This is a genomic window from Malikia sp., assembly GCF_028687635.1.
GTDB lineage: Bacteria > Pseudomonadota > Gammaproteobacteria > Burkholderiales > Burkholderiaceae_C > Malikia.
The window spans coordinates 15528-32308 of the sequence record NZ_JAQTZS010000018.1; the positions used below are offsets into that span (position 1 = coordinate 15528).

17 protein-coding genes are annotated in these 16781 nt (G+C 68.2%); 11 read left to right on the plus strand and 6 right to left on the minus strand.

Annotated elements, in window-relative coordinates; translation table 11 throughout:
• Positions 1-26 precede the first annotated feature (26 nt).
• From PHR85_RS10930 to PHR85_RS10955, 6 genes are all read left to right on the plus strand, one after another.
• Positions 27-236, plus strand: a complete 210-nt coding sequence (locus tag PHR85_RS10930; RefSeq protein ID WP_300054224.1) for a DUF2892 domain-containing protein — start codon at positions 27-29, stop codon at positions 234-236.
• A gap of 23 nt (positions 237-259) precedes the next feature.
• Positions 260-1645, plus strand: a complete 1386-nt coding sequence (locus PHR85_RS10935; RefSeq protein WP_300054226.1) for a TolC family outer membrane protein — start codon at positions 260-262, stop codon at positions 1643-1645.
• Between the two features lie 127 nt (positions 1646-1772).
• The gene (locus tag PHR85_RS10940) at positions 1773-2048 is read left to right on the plus strand and encodes a metal/formaldehyde-sensitive transcriptional repressor (RefSeq protein ID WP_300054228.1); all 276 of its coding nucleotides are present in this window, start codon (positions 1773-1775) and stop codon (positions 2046-2048) included.
• A 76-nt stretch (positions 2049-2124) separates the two neighbouring features.
• Positions 2125-3237 (plus strand): S-(hydroxymethyl)glutathione dehydrogenase/class III alcohol dehydrogenase, encoded by a 1113-nt coding sequence (locus tag PHR85_RS10945; RefSeq protein WP_300054230.1) that lies wholly within the window; start codon positions 2125-2127, stop codon positions 3235-3237.
• An 8-nt stretch (positions 3238-3245) separates the two neighbouring features.
• The gene (gene fghA / locus PHR85_RS10950) at positions 3246-4079 is read left to right on the plus strand and encodes an S-formylglutathione hydrolase (protein WP_300054233.1); all 834 of its coding nucleotides are present in this window, start codon (positions 3246-3248) and stop codon (positions 4077-4079) included.
• 60 nt (positions 4080-4139) lie between these two features.
• Complete coding sequence (locus PHR85_RS10955; RefSeq protein WP_300054234.1) at positions 4140-5066, plus strand: TIGR00730 family Rossman fold protein; 927 nt, start codon at positions 4140-4142, stop codon at positions 5064-5066.
• A 23-nt stretch (positions 5067-5089) separates the two neighbouring features.
• On the opposite strand, the gene PHR85_RS10960 is transcribed toward PHR85_RS10955, so the two are convergent.
• The gene (locus PHR85_RS10960; RefSeq protein ID WP_300054235.1) at positions 5090-6277 is read right to left on the minus strand and encodes an MFS transporter; all 1188 of its coding nucleotides are present in this window, start codon (positions 6275-6277) and stop codon (positions 5090-5092) included.
• Positions 6278-6473: 196 nt separating this feature from the next.
• On the opposite strand from PHR85_RS10960, the gene PHR85_RS10965 reads away from it, so the two are divergent.
• Positions 6474-7220, plus strand: coding sequence for a dihydrodipicolinate reductase C-terminal domain-containing protein (locus PHR85_RS10965; RefSeq protein ID WP_300054236.1), 747 nt, complete (start codon positions 6474-6476; stop codon positions 7218-7220).
• Positions 7221-7265: 45 nt separating this feature from the next.
• Positions 7266-7778 carry a MarR family winged helix-turn-helix transcriptional regulator gene (locus PHR85_RS10970; protein WP_300054238.1) on the plus strand — a complete coding sequence of 171 codons (513 nt, stop codon included), beginning with the start codon at positions 7266-7268 and terminating at the stop codon, positions 7776-7778.
• Between the two features lie 200 nt (positions 7779-7978).
• On the opposite strand, the gene PHR85_RS10975 is transcribed toward PHR85_RS10970, so the two are convergent.
• From PHR85_RS10975 to PHR85_RS10990, 4 genes are all read right to left on the minus strand, one after another.
• The gene (locus PHR85_RS10975; RefSeq protein WP_300054239.1) at positions 7979-9238 is read right to left on the minus strand and encodes a putative Na+/H+ antiporter; all 1260 of its coding nucleotides are present in this window, start codon (positions 9236-9238) and stop codon (positions 7979-7981) included.
• Between the two features lie 104 nt (positions 9239-9342).
• Entirely contained in the window at positions 9343-9690 is a 348-nt protein-coding gene (locus PHR85_RS10980) for an FKBP-type peptidyl-prolyl cis-trans isomerase (protein WP_300054240.1), read from the minus strand.
• Positions 9691-9770: 80 nt separating this feature from the next.
• Entirely contained in the window at positions 9771-10505 is a 735-nt protein-coding gene (locus tag PHR85_RS10985) for a nitroreductase (protein ID WP_300054242.1), read from the minus strand.
• A 23-nt stretch (positions 10506-10528) separates the two neighbouring features.
• On the minus strand, positions 10529-11467 hold the full coding sequence (locus tag PHR85_RS10990; protein ID WP_300054244.1) for a histone deacetylase: 939 nt from the start codon (positions 11465-11467) through the stop codon (positions 10529-10531).
• A gap of 188 nt (positions 11468-11655) precedes the next feature.
• Between PHR85_RS10990 and PHR85_RS10995 the strand changes: the two genes are divergently transcribed.
• On the plus strand, positions 11656-12198 hold the full coding sequence (locus tag PHR85_RS10995; protein WP_300054246.1) for a phasin family protein: 543 nt from the start codon (positions 11656-11658) through the stop codon (positions 12196-12198).
• Positions 12199-12337: 139 nt separating this feature from the next.
• On the opposite strand, the gene PHR85_RS11000 is transcribed toward PHR85_RS10995, so the two are convergent.
• The gene (locus PHR85_RS11000) at positions 12338-13315 is read right to left on the minus strand and encodes a patatin-like phospholipase family protein (RefSeq protein WP_300054248.1); all 978 of its coding nucleotides are present in this window, start codon (positions 13313-13315) and stop codon (positions 12338-12340) included.
• A gap of 78 nt (positions 13316-13393) precedes the next feature.
• On the opposite strand from PHR85_RS11000, the gene PHR85_RS11005 reads away from it, so the two are divergent.
• Both PHR85_RS11005 and dnaG read left to right on the plus strand, forming a co-directional pair.
• On the plus strand, positions 13394-14446 hold the full coding sequence (locus tag PHR85_RS11005; RefSeq protein WP_300054249.1) for an extracellular solute-binding protein: 1053 nt from the start codon (positions 13394-13396) through the stop codon (positions 14444-14446).
• Between the two features lie 30 nt (positions 14447-14476).
• On the plus strand, positions 14477-16567 hold the full coding sequence (dnaG, locus tag PHR85_RS11010) for a DNA primase (protein ID WP_300054251.1): 2091 nt from the start codon (positions 14477-14479) through the stop codon (positions 16565-16567).
• Positions 16568-16781 lie beyond the last annotated feature (214 nt).

Consider the following 16781-nt stretch of genomic DNA (forward strand, 5'->3'; position numbering starts at 1 on the left):
TTTCATCATCCCCAAGGAGAACACCCATGACCACCTGGCAAATCGTTCGCATCGTCGCCGGCCTCTTCATCCTGCTGTCGCTGGCGCTCGGCATCCCGGGCAGCCCGGTCTTTGTCAGCCAGTGGTGGCTGGCCTTCACCGCCTTCGTCGGCGCCAACCTGCTGCAAAGCGGCCTCACGAAGTGGTGCATGATGGAAACCCTCCTGCGCAAGCTCGGCGTCAAGCCGGGTTGCTGAACCAGACCCACTGGAGCGCACCGATGAGCCCTCGCACCCTGATCGCCGGCGCGGTGTTCGCGCTGTGCGCCGCCACCGCCGCCACGGCCAGTGCGGCCGACCTGATGGAAGTCTGGCAGGCGGTCCGCCAGCATGACCCGCAAGGCGCCGTCGCCGACGCGGCACGCGCGGCAGGCGCCAGCCGGCGCGAACAAGCCGCCGCGCTCTGGCGCCCCACCGTGGGTCTGAGCGCCAGCGCGGGACGCGCCAGCGGCGAGAGCCGGATGAACGGCGCGCAGTTCTCGGCGCCAGACTTCGGAGCCACGCCCATCACCGGAGCCTCCTTCGGCACCTCGGTCGAAGGCGGCACCGCCACCCGCTGGACCCTGGGCGCGCGCCAGCCGCTCCACGACGCCCAGCGCCGCGCGCAAGGCCGCCAGCTCAACCTGGCGGCCGACGCGGCCGAGGTCGAATGGCAGGCCGCGCAGCAGGACTGGATGCTGCAGACGGCGCAGCGCTACTTCGAGCTGGTGCTGGCCGAGCGCCGGCTCGCGCTGCTGAAACGACAGCAGGCGGCGGTCGAGCAGGCGCTGACCGAGGCCAGGGACCGCTTTGCCATCGGCGACGCCCCCGTCACCGATACCCACGAGGCGGCGGCGCGCGCGCTCGGGCTGCAGGCGCAGGCCGTCGCCGCCGCCGACGAGCTGGAAATGGCGCGCCAGGCGCTGGCCGACGGCACCGGGCTGGCGCCAGAACGACTGCAGCCGCTGGCTCCGGTGCGCGCGGCGTCATCAACCGGCGTCGATCAGCTGGTCCAGGCGCTGGAGCTGGCCAGGCAGCACAACCCGATGCTGCGGCTGCTGCGGGCCCAGCTCGACGCCGCGCAGGCCGAGGCCGACAAGCACCAGCTGGCGGCCTCCCCCACGGTGGAGCTGGTCGCCCAGGCCTCGCGCGAGCGCCTGAGCGGCGCGGGCGACTTCGGCGGCGCCAGCAACACCCAGTCCCAGCAGATGATCGGGCTGGCGCTCAACGTCCCGCTCTACACCGGCGGCTGGCGCAGCGCCAAGCTGGCGGAATCCCTGCGGCTGGCGGACCGGGCCAGGGCCGAGCTCGACCGCGCCCGGCTCCAGGTCGGCCAGCAGACGCGCTCGGCCTGGCTCGCGCTGCACAGCGGTGCGGCCAGGCTCGATGCGCTGGCGCAGGCGCTGCAAGCCAGCAAGGCGCGGCTCGACGCCACCCGCCTGGGCCGCCAGGTCGGTGACCGCACCACGCTGGACCTGCTCAACGCCGAGAACGATGCGGCAGCCGCCGAGCTCGCCCTGCTGCAAGCGCGCAGCGATCTGCTGCAGAGCCGCCTGCGGCTCGACGCCCTGCTCGGCCAACTCGATGCGGCCAGCCTGCAGGCGGTCAACGCCAGCCTGCAACCCTGAAGCCAACATCCAGCGACCTGTTTGGAGTCAGCGCGCCCTCATGTGCCAGCTGGCCGCACCAGGATAGCTGTTCCTCCCGACAAGCCGCTGATATACTACCCCCCAGTAAAAAACATCGACCGTTTCCATGCCCCATTCCCCCCAGGAAAAGAAGCGCGTCATCACCCGGCTGCGCCGCATCCGTGGCCAGGCCGAGGCGCTGGAACGCGCCGTGGAGGCCGGCACCGACTGCGGATCGCTGCTGCAGCAGCTCGCCGCACTGCGGGGCGCGACCAACGGGCTGATGGCCGAGGTGCTCGACAGCCACCTGCGCGAGACCTTTGGCCAGGCCCAGGACGCCAAGCCCGGGCTGGAGGCCGAGATCGCGCAGCTCATGCGCCTGGTGCGCTCCTACCTGAAGTGAGAAGTGCCGACTGGCCTGATCTTCATACCCATCTCTGTTTCATTTCCTTCAACCCCGCCCTTTCCGGAGACCGTTCATGAAATCCCGTGCCGCCGTGGCCTTCAAGGCTGGAGAACCCCTGCAAATCGTCGAGATCGACGTGGCACCGCCCCAGAAGGGCGAGGTGCTGGTCAGGATCACGCACACCGGTGTCTGTCACACCGACGCCTTCACGCTCTCAGGCGACGACCCCGAAGGCGTCTTCCCGGCCGTGCTGGGGCATGAAGGCGCGGGCATCGTGGTCGAAGTGGGCGAAGGCGTCACCAGCGTCAAGCCGGGTGACCATGTGATCCCGCTCTACACCGCCGAGTGCGGCGAGTGCCTGTTCTGCAAGAGCGGCAAGACCAACCTGTGCGTGGCCGTGCGCGCCACCCAGGGCAAGGGCGTGATGCCCGACGGCACCACGCGCTTTTCCTACAACGGCGAGCCGATCCACCACTACATGGGCTGCTCGACCTTCAGCGAGTACACCGTGGTGGCCGAGGTGTCGCTGGCCAAGGTCAACCCCGACGCCAACCCGGAGCAGGTCTGCCTGCTGGGCTGCGGCGTGACCACCGGCCTGGGCGCGGTCAAGAACACCGCCAAGGTGCAAGAAGGTGACACGGTCGCCGTGTTCGGCCTGGGCGGCATCGGCCTGGCCGTGATCCAGGGCGCCCAGCTGGCCAAGGCCGGGCGCATCATCGCCATCGACACCAACCCGGGCAAGTTCGATCTGGCGCGCGTCTTCGGCGCCACCGACTGCGTCAACCCCAAGGACCATGACAAGCCGATCCAGCAGGTGATCGTCGAGATGACGGGCTGGGGCGTGGACCATAGCTTCGAGTGCATCGGCAACGTCAACGTGATGCGCGCGGCGCTGGAATGCGCGCACCGCGGCTGGGGCCAGTCGGTCATCATCGGCGTGGCCGGCGCGGGGCAGGAAATCTCCACCCGCCCGTTCCAGCTCGTGACCGGGCGCAAGTGGCTGGGCTCGGCCTTTGGCGGCGTCAAGGGCCGCACCGAGCTGCCCGGCATGGTCGAGGACGCGATGGCCGGCCGCATCCAGCTCGCGCCCTTCGTCACCCATACCATGCCGCTGACCGACATCAACGAGGCGTTCGAGCTGATGCACGCGGGCAAGTCGATCCGCTCCGTGGTCCACTACGGATGAACGTGGTCATGGAACGCATCGAACAGCACGCCAGCTTCGGCGGGCGTCAGGAGGTGTGGCAGCATGCCTCAGCCACGCTGGGCTGCGAGATGCGGCTGGCGGTCTACCTGCCACCGGCCGCGCTCGCGGGCCAGCCCTGCCCGGTGCTGTACTGGCTCTCGGGCCTGACCTGCAACGAGCAGAACTTCATCACCAAGGCCGGCGCGCAGCAACATGCCGCGCGCCACCAGCTGATCGTCGTCGCTCCCGACACCAGCCCGCGCGGCGAAGCGGTCGCCAACGACCTGGCCTACGACCTGGGCCAGGGGGCGGGCTTCTACGTCAACGCCACGCAAGCGCCCTGGGCATCGCATTTCAGGATGCAGGACTATGTGGCCGAAGAACTGCCGGCACTGATCGAGCAGCATTTCCCCGCGAGCGATGCGCGCGGCATCTCCGGCCATTCCATGGGAGGTCATGGCGCCATGGTGACGGCGCTGCGGCATCCGGGTCGCTACCGCAGCGTCTCGGCCTTCTCGCCCATCGTGGCACCCAGCCAGGTGCCCTGGGGCCAGAAGGCGCTGGCGGCCTATCTGGGCGAAGACCGCAGCCGCAGGCGGGACTGGGACACGGTGGCGCTGATCGCCAACGCGCCGGAACGGCTACCCTTGCTGGTGGACCAGGGCGAGGCCGACGAGTTCCTGGCCACCCAGTTGCGCCCCGAACTGCTCGAAGCCGCCTGCCAGCACGCCGGCCATCCGCTGACGCTGCGGCGCCACCCGGGCTACGACCACAGCTACTACTTCATCGCCAGCTTCTTGGCTGACCACTTCAGCCACCACGCGGACGCACTGCGCGCTTGAGCGGAAAGTTTTTCAGCTGGACGCGCCGATGGGGGCCAGGCAATTGCTACAGTAAGCCTCATGCCAGACAGCGACACCCCCGACAGCAGCGAAGACCAGATCCACGACCTGCAGGCGCAGCGCCTGGCCGATGCCGCGCTGGAGATGCACCTGATGTCGGAAGACCGGCCCAGGCTGCAGCCCAACGCCTACCGGCTGGCCTTCGCCGACAACGAGTTCCTGCTGCGGCGCGAGACGCGCGGCATCCGCTTCCAGCTCGAACTGCTCAAGCCCGACCTGGCGCAGCAGGAGCTGGGCATAGACAGCACCATCGTCGTCTTCGGCAGCGCGCGTTTCCGCGAACCGGCCGAGGCCGAGCGCCAGCTGCACAAGGCGCAGGCCAGTGGCGACACGGCGGAGATCCGGCGCGCCCAGGCGCTGCTGCGCAACGCGCACTACTACGAGAAGTCGCGCCGCTTTGCCCAGCTGGTGGCCGACTACAGCCTGAGCTGCCCGGAGCAGGACCGGCTCTACATCGCGACCGGCGGCGGCCCCGGCATCATGGAGGCGGCCAACCGGGGCGCGCACGACCGAGGCGTGCTCAACGTGGGCCTGAACATCCTGCTGCCGCACGAGCAGGAGCCCAACCCCTACATCAGCCCCGAGCTCAGCTTCAAGTTCCACTACTTCGCGCTGCGCAAGATGCATTTCCTGATGCGTGCCAAGGCGCTGGTGGCGTTTCCGGGCGGCTTCGGCACGCTCGACGAGCTGTTCGAGGTGCTGACGCTGGTGCAGTGCAAGAAGTCCAAGCCGGTGCCGATCTTCCTGTTCGGCAGCGACTACTGGAAGCGCCTGCTCAATCTCGAGGTGCTGGTCGAGGAAGGGGCGATCTCGCAGCAAGACCTCGAACTGCTCCAGTATGTCGACGAGCCCGAGCAGGCCTGGGAAGGCATCAGGAAGTTCTACCAGCTGCGCGACAACTGCCCCTGCAGCGGAACCGGGCCATGAAGATCTTGCGCCCTCCTTTGAATTCAGGCTGACTGGTGTGCCTTGAAGGCAAGACCTGCCAGGGCGATGACACAGAAGCCCGCCCCGGCATAAAAGGTGAAGGACGCGCCCAGCCGATCCCACAGCAGCCCGGCGACCACGCTGGCGACCAGCATCGCCAGCCCGCTCATCAGGTTGAAGCAACCATAAGCCGTGCCGCGCAGATCAGCCGGTGCGGTATCGGCCACCATGGTGGCCAGCAGGCCCTGGGTCATGCCCATGTGGACGCCCCACAGCGCCACGCCCGCCAGCACGGTGATCCAATGGTCGTTCATGGCCAGCACCAGGTCAGCGGCAATCAGTACCGCCAGACCCAGCGCCAGCAGCTTGTTGTGGCTCATCTGGTCGGACAACTTGCCAAACGGGTAGGCCGATGCGGCATAGACCAGGTTCATGGCGACCATCACCAGCGGCACCAGTGCGACCGGGATGCCGCCCTGCTGCGCACGCAACACCAGGAAGGCCTCGCTGAAGCGGGCCAGCGTGAACACCGCGCCCAGGCCGACCACCCACCAGTAGGAGGCGCTCAGGCGCTTGAGGTTTTCCCGGCGGATCGGGTTGGTGCGCTTCTCGTCGACCTGTCGCTGCGGTTCGCGCACACCGAACAGCAGCAAGGCGACCGCCAGCAGACCGGGAATGACGGCGACCCAGAACACCGCCCGGAAATCGTTGGCCCATAGCAGCATCAGGCCGACCGCCAGCAGCGGACCGAGGAAGGCGCCCACCGTGTCGAGCGACTGACGCAGGCCGAACGCTGCGCCGCGCAGCTCGGCGGGGGCGATGTCGGCCACCAGCGCGTCACGCGGCGCCCCCCGGATGCCCTTGCCGACGCGGTCCAGCAGGCGGGCGGTGAGCACGACGCCAATGACCGGCGCGATGGCAAACAGCGGTTTGGTCAGCGCGCCCAGGGCGTAGCCGAACAGGGCCAGGCCCTTGCGCCGGCCCAGATAGTCACTGAGCGCACCGGAAAACACCTTGACGATCAGGGCGGTGGCTTCGGCCAGCCCTTCGATCAGGCCCACCATCAAGGCCGTTGCACCCAGGGTGCCGACCATGAACAAGGGCAGCAAGCTGTGGATCATCTCGGAGGAAATGTCCATCAACAGGCTGACGAAGCCCAGTACCCAGACCCCCGCGGGTATCTTGCCGATCGGTGCTGTGGATTTCGACATGGCTGGACCTCCGATGTGGCCGTCATTTGTGACCAGCTATTTTGTGTTCTTTCAAGCACTGGCAATCATCGCTGGCCTTTGGCTTGGCAAGGCCAGATAGCGGTTCATTTTGCAATATACATTTGTGCAAATATACTTGCTGGCAAGTTCCCGTCTTCCGACGGGTGTGATTGACGCGAATCCGGAGAGCATGATGATGAAGGTAGGACTGATGGGCTATGGCAAGGCCGGCAAGGCAGTGGCCAATGTGCTGGCGAACGACCCGCGCTACCAGCTGTGCTGGGTCATGCGCCGCCGCTCCAGCGACAGCGCGCACCTGGAAGGCCATCCGCAGATACCAGTGGTCGGCCTGGAAGGGCTGGACCTTGGCAGCTGGCTGGAACAGCACCCGGTCGATGCGATCGTGGACTTCTCGCAGGCCGACTCGGTCTATCTCTATGGCCAGGAACTGCGCCGGCGCGGCATCATGCTGGTCAGCGCGATCTCGGCCTACACGCCCCAGCACCTGGACTACCTGCGCGAGATGGGCCAGGACACCCGGGTCATGAGCTCGCCCAACATCACGCTGGGCATCAACTTCCTGCTGCTGGCGGCCAAGCTGCTGCGCGGCATCGCGCCGTTCGCCGATGTCGAGGTGGTGGAGCAGCATTTCCGCGAGAAACCGGAGGTCTCGGGCACCGCGCGCAAGATCGCCCAGACGCTGGAGCTCGACGGCGACCGCGTCACCTCGCTGCGGGTGGGCGGCATCGTCGGCCACCACGAGGTGATCTTCGGCTTCCCACACCAGACGGTGCGGCTGATCCACGACTCGATCCGGCGCGAGGCCTTCGGCACCGGTGCCGCCTTCGCGCTGCAGGAGCTGGCGCAACGCGACCAGGGCTTCTACAGCTTCGATGATCTGTTGCAGGAAAAAATCCGCACGCAGCTGCTGACCACGGCGTGACATTGGAGCATCATTGCCTCGATTGCAACTTGCCGGCCCAACACCTTGTCCGTCCCACCCACGCTCGATTCGCCCTGCCCCGCCACCCAGTCCGCCAGCCCGGAGCAGGCGGCGCAGGTGCTGCGCCAGTTCCGCGTGGTGTTCAACGCGGTGCGTACCCATTTCCAGCAGGTGGAAAAGCGGGTCGGCATCGGCGGCGCCCAGGTCTGGGCGCTCAACGTGATCAGGCAGCAGCCGGGGGTGGGCGTCAACGAGCTGGCGCGCGCAATGGACATCCACCAGTCGACCGCCAGCAACCTGATCCGCCAGCTGGTCAAGCGCGAGCTGGTGCGCACCGAGAAATCCAGCGTGGACCGGCGCGGCGTCCAGCTCTTCATCGAAGCGGCGGGCGAGCAACTGCTGCAAGGCGCGCCCGGCCCCTATGAAGGCGTCTTGCCCGAGGCGCTGCAGCAACTCTCGCCCGCCACCTTGGACCAGCTGCAGCAGAACCTGGCCCAGGTGATCCAGGCGCTGCAGGCCGATGAGCAGGCCGGCGGCATTCCGCTGGCCGAACTCTGAGCGCCAGCGGCTGCGGGTTCAGGCCATGAATAGCACCCTCCCCGCCCTGGCCCATCCGCTCGCGATCTGGGTCCAGCGCGACCACCAGGCCCGCCAGCACATCGTTGCGGACATTGGAGCACCAGTCCTGGCGCAGGGATTGAAAAGACATGGGCAATGCGCCACGGCAGCAAGCCATGGTCTCAAAAGAGGGGAGGATGTCAAAGCGGAAACAGCCGGAAGCAGAGGATCGCGACCAGGGTCGGACCCAGCGCCCCGGCAAACAGGCCATGCGCGGCGATCGCGCCCTGGTCAAAGGTGCCCTTGAGGATCGAGGCCCCGGCCGGGTTCGGCGCATTGGCGATCAGGGTCAGGCCGCCGCCGGTCACGGCGCCCGTCAGCAGGGCGTACTTGAACTCGGGCGTCAGGCCCTCGACCAGGGAGCCCAGGTAGGTCAGCGCCGCGTTGTCGGTGATGGCGGTCAGGGCGACCGCGCCGAAGAAGACCTGGGTCTCGCCCATCAGCAGCAGCAGCGGCTGCAACCACCATTGCTGCATGCCGCCCAGCACGACCAGGCCACCCAGGAAGAAGGCGACCAGCAGGCCCTCGCGCAGCATCAGACGGTCCTGATAGGCGGGATAGGCGGTTGAAACGCCCATGAAGAGCAGGAACACCGCGATGAAGGCCGCCGGGTGATGGGCAAAGAGGACGATGGCCAGCAGGAACAGCAAATGGCCCAGCACCATCGAGAGCGGCACACCGCTGTAGGGCGATCTGGACGAGTGCTCCAGGCCGCGCAGTTCACGCGCGAACAGGAAGGTCACGCCCGCCGCGTTGATCAGCACCGCCACGGCGGCCTTCCAGCCGATGTGGGTCAGCATGTAGCCGAGGTCGAAACCCCAGGCCTTGGCGACCATCAGCACCGGCGGCGCCGCGTAGGGCGTGAGCGTGCCGCCGATCGAGATGTTGACGAACAGGGTGCCGAGCGCGGCGTACTTGAGTCGGGTCGAGGCCTTGGCAAAGATCGTGTCTCGCATCAGCAAGGCGGCCAGCGTCATCGCGGCGGGCTCGGTGATGAAGGAGCCCAGCAGCGGCACGACGGCCAGCACGGTGAGGAAGAAGGCTATGGTGCGCGGCAGTGGAATGGCCCGCACGATGGCTTGCACGGCGGCCGAGGCGGCCTGCAGCACGGGACGGCTGCCAGCCACGACCATGATCGCGAACACGAACAGCGGCTCGGTGAAATTGCGACCGTCGAGATAGGCCAGCGCCTCGCTTTTGCCCACCATGAAGGACATCACGACCATCAGGATCATGGCCCAGAAGCCGAAGACGATCTCGACCTCGGCCAGCAGGTGCCAGACCCCGGCATGGGTCGGGCGGGCATGCGCCAGATGCTCGAAGTACTTGGTCGAGAAGGTATGCAACAGCGCCAAGCCAAAGATGGCGGCGGCAACGAGTTGCAGCAGGGTTGGTGACATAGGAGGTCGCAGCAAAGCCGCGCGGCGGCCCGACCTGCGCAAGAACCTGCCGAGGCCGATCGCCTACAACACCCAGAGTCGATTTTAACCCGGGATCAGGCGGATCAGACCGCCAGCAGCTCGACCTCGAACAGCAACGTGGCGTTGGGCGGGATCACGCCGCCGGCGCCGCGCGCGCCGTAGCCCAGCTCGGCCGGGATCACCAGGCGACGGGTGCCGCCGACGGCCATGCCCTGCACGCCCTCGTCCCAGCCCTTGATGACATGGCCGGCGGCGAGCGGGAAGACGAAGGGCTGGCCGCGGTCCTTGCTGCTGTCGAACTTGGCACCTTGCTGGCCTTCGTTGTAGAGCCAGCCGGTGTAGTGCACGGAAACGCGCTGGCCGGCCTGGGCCACGGCGCCCGAGCCGACGACGGTGTCTTCATATTGCAGGCCGGAGGAAGTGGTGATCATGGGAAGTTCCTAGCTGAAAAAAGAGAACGAATGTTAAGGCAAGGCTGGCCGTACGCGGGGACGGGCCGCCAGCGGTCGGATCAGTCGAGCCAGGTCGTGAAGGAGTCGACTGGCAGGCGCGGGGCGCGGAACTCGTTGACCCGGGCCTGCGGGTCGGCATAGCCCAGCGCGACGCCGCAGACCAGCAGCTCGTCCTCGCCGGCGCCCAGCTGCGACATGACGATGCGGTGGTAGTCCAGCCAGGCCGCCTGCGGGCAGGTGTCGAGGCCGTGCGCGCGCGCCGCGATCATCAGGTTCTGCAGGAACATGCCGGCGTCGAGCAGCGAGCCGCGCCCCAGTCGGCGGTCGATCGTCAGCATGATGCCAACCGGTGCATCGAACAGCCGGTAGTTGCGCTGGTGCTGCTGGTACATCGCCTCCTTGTCGCCCTTGGTGATGCCGAGCAGGCCGTACAGGCCCCAGCCGTTCTCGCGCCGGCGCGCCAGGTAGGGATCGAACCACTGCGCGGGGTAGTAATCGTAGGCCGCCACATGCTGGGCCGCCAGCGCCGGGTCATCGCGCGCGGCATCCTGGGCGGCACAGACCTGCTGGACCAGCGCGTCACGGCTGGCGCCCTGCAACACATAGACCTTCCAGGGCTGGGTGTTGACGCCCGAGGGCGCGCAGCTGGCCAGCCGCAGCAGCTGGGTCAGCAGCTCGCGCGGCACCGGCTGGGGCAGGAAGGCGCGCGCGGAATAGCGGCCACGGATGGCGGCGTCCACGCTGGCGGGGTCGATGACGGTGGGCGTGGTGATGGGGGCTTCGTGAAGGTTCAAGTCGGGTCTCCTCTTTTTGGGTATCAAGCATTGTGCCAGCGCCGCCAGTAGTCCAGCGCGACCCGGTAACTGTTGACCTGCAGCCCGACCGTGGTCGCGATGTCGCGGCCGTAGCCACCGGCCATGGCCATGGCCAGCGGGATGCGGCGCTGCCAGGCCCAGTCGAACACGCGCCGGTCGCGCGCCTCCAGCCCGTCGGCCGTGAGCTTGAGGCGGCCCAGGCGATCGTTCTCGTGCGGGTCCATGCCGGCCAGGTAGATGATCAACCCGGGCTCGAAGCGGCGCTCCAGCTCGGCCAGCCCCTGCTCCAAGGCGGCCAGATAGTCGGCGTCATTGCAGCCGTCGGGCAGCGCGATGTCGCAGTCGCTGTCCTCCTTGCGGAAGGGGAAGTTCTTCTCGCCATGCAGCGAGAGCGTGAACACGCTGTCGTCGCCCTGGAAGATGCTCGCGGTCCCGTTGCCCTGGTGCACGTCGAGGTCGACCACGGCGACCCGCAGCTCACGCCGGCGCCCGGCCGCGCCGCCGCGACCCCACTCGGCCTGCATCGCGCGCGCGGCCACCGCCGCATCGTTGAAGACACAGAAGCCCGCGCCCTGGTCGGCGTAGGCGTGGTGGGTGCCGCCGGCGAGGTTGGCCGCCAGGCCCTCGCCCGCCAAGGCGGCGCGACAGGCCTGCAGCGTCGCGCCGACCGAGCGCAGCGAGCGCTCGGCCATGGCCGGCGACCAGGGAAAGCCGATCTCGCGCTGCTGCGCCGGCGTGAGCCCGCCCCGCGCCACGGCCGCGACATAGGCCGGATGGTGCGCCAGCGCGAGCTCGCCGGCGCTGGCGGCCTGGGCCGGGGCCAGCCGCACATCGGGCAGCTCCCGCTGCAGCCGCTCGCGCAGCATGGCGTACTTGGCCATGGGAAAACGATGGCCCTCGGGCAGGGGCAGGACGAACTGGTCGGAATAGAAGGCTTGCACGGCCGCATTTTGGCGCAGGCGCCCAGACCCCGCGCCAGCATGGGTCGCAGGGATCGAACAGGAAGGCTTGCAAAGCGCGCGCAGCTCCCTATAATCCAGTCCATGCTGCACTGCAGCAAATCTTGTCCGATCGATTGGCCTGACTGAGGGGCTGCCGGATCGGGCCCTATTTCTACAGGAGACATGACATGCTGACCGCCGAACAGATCCTCGCCGCCCAGAAAGCCAACCTCGAAACGCTGTACGGCCTGACACAGAAGGCCTTCGAGGGTGTCGAGCGCCTGGTCGACCTCAACCTGCAGGCCACCCGCGCCACCGTCAACGAGGCGGCCAGCAACGCGCAGGCCCTGCTCAGCACCAAGGACGCCCAGGAACTGCTGGACCTGCAGGCCCGCCTGATGCAGCCGCTGGCCGAGAAGGTCAGCGCCTACAGCCGCCAGCTGTTCGAGATCGCCTCCGACACCAGCGCGGAATTCGCCAAGGCGGCCGAGGACCAGTCCGCCGAGGCCCAGCAGAAGTTCATGGCCCTGTTCGACAACGCCGCCAGGAACGCACCGGCCGGCTCCGAGTCGCTGATCACCGCCGTGCGCAGCGCGGTCAACGCCGCCTCCGGCGCCATGGACCAGGTGCAGAAGGCCGTCAAGCAAGCCACCGAGATGGCGCAAGCCAACGTCCACACCCTGGCCCATCAAATGGACACCGGCGTCAAGCAAAGCGCCAAGAAGCGCTGATCCATTCAAGGCCGATACCAGAACTACCGAAACTACCGATTTGAGGTTGTCTCCTCGGGTCCCCGGGAACAGGGGTTCAGGGACCCTTGCAGGCCTCGCGGCGTCGCGAGGCCTTTTTTTTGCTTGCTCAAGCCCTGGCTCATTGGCCCGCCAACGCCACCCGCCGCGATTGCAGCCGCTCGCGCAGGCGCGGCAGCGCCGCCTGCATGGCCTCGCGGCCGGCGACGATGGAGCGCTGGCGCGCCGAGAAATCCGCGCTGCCCACGCCGCGCAACTCGGGCTTGATCACCAGGTCGGCCTCGGCCAGCGCGTAGCGGTTGATGGTCTGGCCCATGATGTCGAAGGTCTGCATCAGCACCTTGAAGGTGTCGCCGGTGCCGTTGCCATCGGGCGGGCTGGAGATGTTGACCGCGATCACGAACTCGGCCCCCATCTGGCGCGCCTGCTGCACCGGCACCGGCGCCACCAGGCCACCGTCGACATACTCGCGCCCGCCGATGGCGACCGGCGAGAACACGCCCGGCACCGCGCTCGAAGCGCGCACCGCGGTGCCGGTGTCGCCACGCTGGAACAGCATGCCCTGGCCGTTGGCCAGGTCGGTCGCGACGATGCCCAGCGGGCGCTTCATATCCTGGATCGTCTTGCCCCGTACCTGCTGGTTGACGTAGCGCGCCAGCGCGTCGCCGCGCAGCAGGCCGCGATTGAACAGCGGCAGCGTCCAGTCGGTGATGGCGGCCTCCTCCATCTTGAGCGCGGCCTGCTCCAGCTCGGCGCCATTGCGCCCGCTGGCATAGAGCGCGGCCACCAGGCTGCCAGCCGAGGTGCCCACGACCAGATCGGGCAGGATGCCGTTCTGCTCCAGCACCTGGATCACGCCCACATGGGCGAAGCCGCGCGCCGCGCCCCCGCCCAGCGCCAGGCCGATGCGAGGCGGGCGACTGCGCTGACCCTGGTCGGGCGTGACCACCGCTGCCGGGCCAGTCACAGCAGTGCCGCCCGGAACGGACAGGGACGAGCAGCCCGCCAGCAGTCCCAAGCCGGTCAGTCCGGCCCACAGACAGGCACGCCGGGACAGGCCAGCCTGTTGGTCGACCACTTGCTTATTCTCAAACGACATCCGTGATCCAATGTTATTGCGAACGATTCGCGTTAGTGTTACGATGGCGGCCAGTTTCCACCACCAGCAGGCATTCCCATGGCATACGCAAGATTCCTCACCCTCGTCGGCTTGGCCACCCTGACGGCAGCCGCTCCGGCGCGGGCACAGACGCAGGACAAGGTGCTCAACATCTACTCGGCGCGCCACTACCAGGGCGACGAGGCGATGTATGACACCTTCACCAAGACCACCGGCATCAAGATCAACCGGGTGGACTCCGACGATGCTGGCATTGTCGCGCGCCTGCGCGCCGAGGGCGGCTCGTCGCCGGCCGACGTGATCCTGCTGGTCGATGCGGCCCGCATGGCGAGCGCCGACGCCCTGGGCCTGTTCAAGCCGATCAAGTCGGCCAAGCTTGACGCGGCGATTCCGGCCAATCTGCGCGCCACGCCGACGGCCGAAGGCGTGAGCTGGACCGGTTTCTCGACCCGCGCCCGCGTGATCGTCTATGACCCGCTGCGCGTCAAGGCCGCCGACGTGGCGAACTACGAGCAGCTGTCCGACCCCAAGTTGAAGGGACTCGTCTGCACCCGTTCGGGTTCCCACCCTTACAACCTGTCACTGTTCGCCACCGTGGTCGAGCGCCTGGGCGACGCCAAGGGCGAGGCCTGGCTAAAGGGCCTGGTCGACAACATGGCGCGCGCGCCCAAGGGCGGCGACACCGACCAGGTCAAGGCGGTCGCCTCGGGCGAATGCGGCGTGGCACTGAGCAACAGCTACTACGTCGCGCGCCTGATCAAGTCCGACAAGCCCGAGGACCGCAGGACCATGGAAAAGGTGCGCGTGGTCTTCCCCAACCAGGGCACCAGCGGCACCCATGTCAACATCGGCGGCGCGGCGGTCGCCAAGCATGCCAAGCATCCCGAGAACGCGGTCCTGTTCATGGAATACCTGGCCAGCCCGTTCGCGCAGGAATACTTTGCCAACGGCAACCACGAGTTCCCGGCCGCCAAGGGCGTGAAGCTCGATAACCCGGCACTCAAGGCCATGGGCGGCGACAAGTTCAAGGCCGAGAACATCCCGCTCGGCGTGGTAGCCAAGAACCTGACCAAGGTGCAGCAGATGCTGGACCGCGTCGGCTACAAGTGAGGCCAGGCCGGCATCGGCGAAAATAGCGCCGTGGCCATACCCCAGTCTTTCATCCAGGAACTCCTCGCGCGCGTCGACATCGTCGAGGTCGTCGGCCGTTATGTGCAGCTCAAGAAGGGCGGCGCCAACTTCATGGGGCTGTGCCCCTTCCATGGCGAGAAATCGCCCTCCTTCAGCGTCAGCCCGACCAAGCAGTTCTTCCACTGCTTCGGTTGCGGCAAGCATGGCAACGCGGTCGGCTTCCTGATGGAGCACACCGGCATCGGCTTCGTCGAGGCGGTCAAGGACCTCGCGCAGCAGGTCGGGCTGCAGGTGCCACAGGAGGACCTGAGCCCGCAGGAGCGCGCCCGCGCCGCCGAGCAGCGCCAGAAGCAGGCCACCATCAACGACGTGCTCGACAAGGCGGCCGAGGCCTATTACCAGCAACTCTGCCGGCACAGGCACGCGCAGGACTACCTCAAGGGCCGCGGCCTGTCGGGCCAGATCGCCAAGGCCTTCGGCCTGGGCTACGCGCCCGAGGGCTGGCGCTTCCTGTCGACCGTGCTGCCCGACTACCAGAGCCCGCTGCTGGTCGAGTCCGGGCTGGTGATTGCCTCCGACGAGGCGCAGCCGGGCGAGGCTGGCGAGGCCCGCTCAGGCAAGCGCTACGACCGCTTCCGCGACCGGATCATGTTCCCGATCCGCAACGTCAAGGGCGAATGCATCGGCTTTGGCGGCCGGGTGCTCGGCCAGGGCGAGCCCAAGTACCTCAACTCGCCCGAGACGCCGGTATTCAGCAAGGGCCACGAGCTCTACGGCCTGTTCGAGGCCCGCAGCGCGATCCGCCAGGCCGGCTATTGCCTGGTGACCGAGGGCTACATGGACGTGGTCGCGCTGGCCCAGCTCGGCTTCGCCCAGGCCGTGGCCACGCTGGGCACGGCCTGCACGCCGGACCACCTGCGGCTGCTGCTGCGCTTCACCGACGCGGTGGTGTTCAGCTTCGACGGCGATAACGCCGGGCGGCGCGCCGCGCGCAAGGCGCTCGAAGCCGCCCTGCCCTGGGCCAGCGACACGCGCTCGATCAAGTTCCTGTTCCTGCCGCCCGAGCACGACCCCGACAGCTTCATCCGCGCGCACGGCCCGGACGCCTTCGCGCAGAGCGTCAAGCAGGCGATGCCGCTGAGCCGCTTCCTGCTCGAAGCCGCGGCCAGCGACTGCGACCTCGAAACGGCGGAGGGCCGCGCCCGCATGGCCGCGCAGGCCCAGCCGCTCTGGAGCGCGATGCCCGACGGCGCGCTCAAGCGCCAGCTGCTGGGCGAATTTGCCGACGCCGTGGGGCTGGACGCGCGCGAGCTCGACCGGCTCTGGTCGGCCGCGAGCCAGCGCGACCGCGCCAGGGGACTGCCCGCGCGCCAGCCGCGCGCCAGCGCCCCCAGGCCGCAAGCCGAGGCCGAGGCCGATCACTGGAGCGGCGCGGCGGAGCATTCCGGCGGGCCTGGGCTGTCGCATGACACAGCCATGCGAGGCCGGCAGGAGCGCCACGGCGGCGGGCTCGACGGCGGGCTCGACGGCGGCGGGCGTGGTAGCGGACGCGAGGGGGGACGTGACGGCGGCTGGCGCCCGTCCCGGCGCGGCGGATCGCGCGGCCTGCTGGGCCGGGCCGACCGCGTGGCGCGCATCGTGCTGGGCACGCCAGAGGCCTGGAACTGGCTCAGCGCCGACGACCACCAGCTGCTCGCGCACGAGCCCGAGCCGCATGGCGCGCTGTTCGCCTGGCTGGAGACCCAGTGGCACGAGCACGGCCCCCAGCCCTGGGCCGCCTTGCGCGAGGCGCTGCGCGGCCAGCCCTTCGAGGCACTGGCGCTCGATCTCAACGCCGGCGGACTCGCGCTGCAACGGCCCGAGGACGAGGAGCCGGCGACCGAATCCGGCGCGGCCCTGCCCTCGACCGACGACCTCGGGCGCGAGCTGCGCGAGCTGATGTTGCGCCTGCACTTCGAGCATCTCAAGCAACGCCAAACCGAGCTGATCGCCGCCGCCGGACATGACCCCGAGGCGCTCGAACGCTACCGCGAACTGGAGCCCGAATTGGAAAATCTGAGAAAAGCGCTGGAAGCCGGGAACTCCAGCCCGCGGGTATAATCTAATGACTTATCACGCAAGCGCGACAGCAGCACCTCCGGACCGGCCAAAGCCCCAGAACGGGCAACAGGGAAACCCTCCCCGGCCAATAGCCACAGCCGCTAGCCCCGCAAGGACTGCACACCAAATGTTCGCCCACCCAGCTTGCTTGCCGGCCCCTTGTACGGGGCCAGACCGTCCGGCCTGACCGGACCGTCTCGTGCAACCTTACTGA

Bases quoted from the DNA above. Each gene is read 5' to 3' on its own strand.
- PHR85_RS10930 (WP_300054224.1), top strand. From the start codon at position 27: ATGACCACCTGGCAAATCGTTCGCATCGTCGCCGGCCTCTTCATCCTG.
- PHR85_RS10945 (WP_300054230.1), top strand. From the start codon at position 2,125: ATGAAATCCCGTGCCGCCGTGGCCTTCAAGGCTGGAGAACCCCTGCAA.
- PHR85_RS10935 (WP_300054226.1), top strand. From the start codon at position 260: ATGAGCCCTCGCACCCTGATCGCCGGCGCGGTGTTCGCGCTGTGCGCC.
- PHR85_RS11000 (WP_300054248.1), bottom strand. From the start codon at position 13,315: ATGTCGTTTGAGAATAAGCAAGTGGTCGACCAACAGGCTGGCCTGTCC.
- PHR85_RS10960 (WP_300054235.1), bottom strand. From the start codon at position 6,277: ATGTCGAAATCCACAGCACCGATCGGCAAGATACCCGCGGGGGTCTGG.
- PHR85_RS10975 (WP_300054239.1), bottom strand. From the start codon at position 9,238: ATGTCACCAACCCTGCTGCAACTCGTTGCCGCCGCCATCTTTGGCTTG.
- PHR85_RS11005 (WP_300054249.1), top strand. From the start codon at position 13,394: ATGGCATACGCAAGATTCCTCACCCTCGTCGGCTTGGCCACCCTGACG.
- PHR85_RS10980 (WP_300054240.1), bottom strand. From the start codon at position 9,690: ATGATCACCACTTCCTCCGGCCTGCAATATGAAGACACCGTCGTCGGC.
- PHR85_RS10995 (WP_300054246.1), top strand. From the start codon at position 11,656: ATGCTGACCGCCGAACAGATCCTCGCCGCCCAGAAAGCCAACCTCGAA.
- PHR85_RS10965 (WP_300054236.1), top strand. From the start codon at position 6,474: ATGAAGGTAGGACTGATGGGCTATGGCAAGGCCGGCAAGGCAGTGGCC.
- PHR85_RS10940 (WP_300054228.1), top strand. From the start codon at position 1,773: ATGCCCCATTCCCCCCAGGAAAAGAAGCGCGTCATCACCCGGCTGCGC.
- fghA (WP_300054233.1), top strand. From the start codon at position 3,246: ATGGAACGCATCGAACAGCACGCCAGCTTCGGCGGGCGTCAGGAGGTG.
- PHR85_RS10955 (WP_300054234.1), top strand. From the start codon at position 4,140: ATGCCAGACAGCGACACCCCCGACAGCAGCGAAGACCAGATCCACGAC.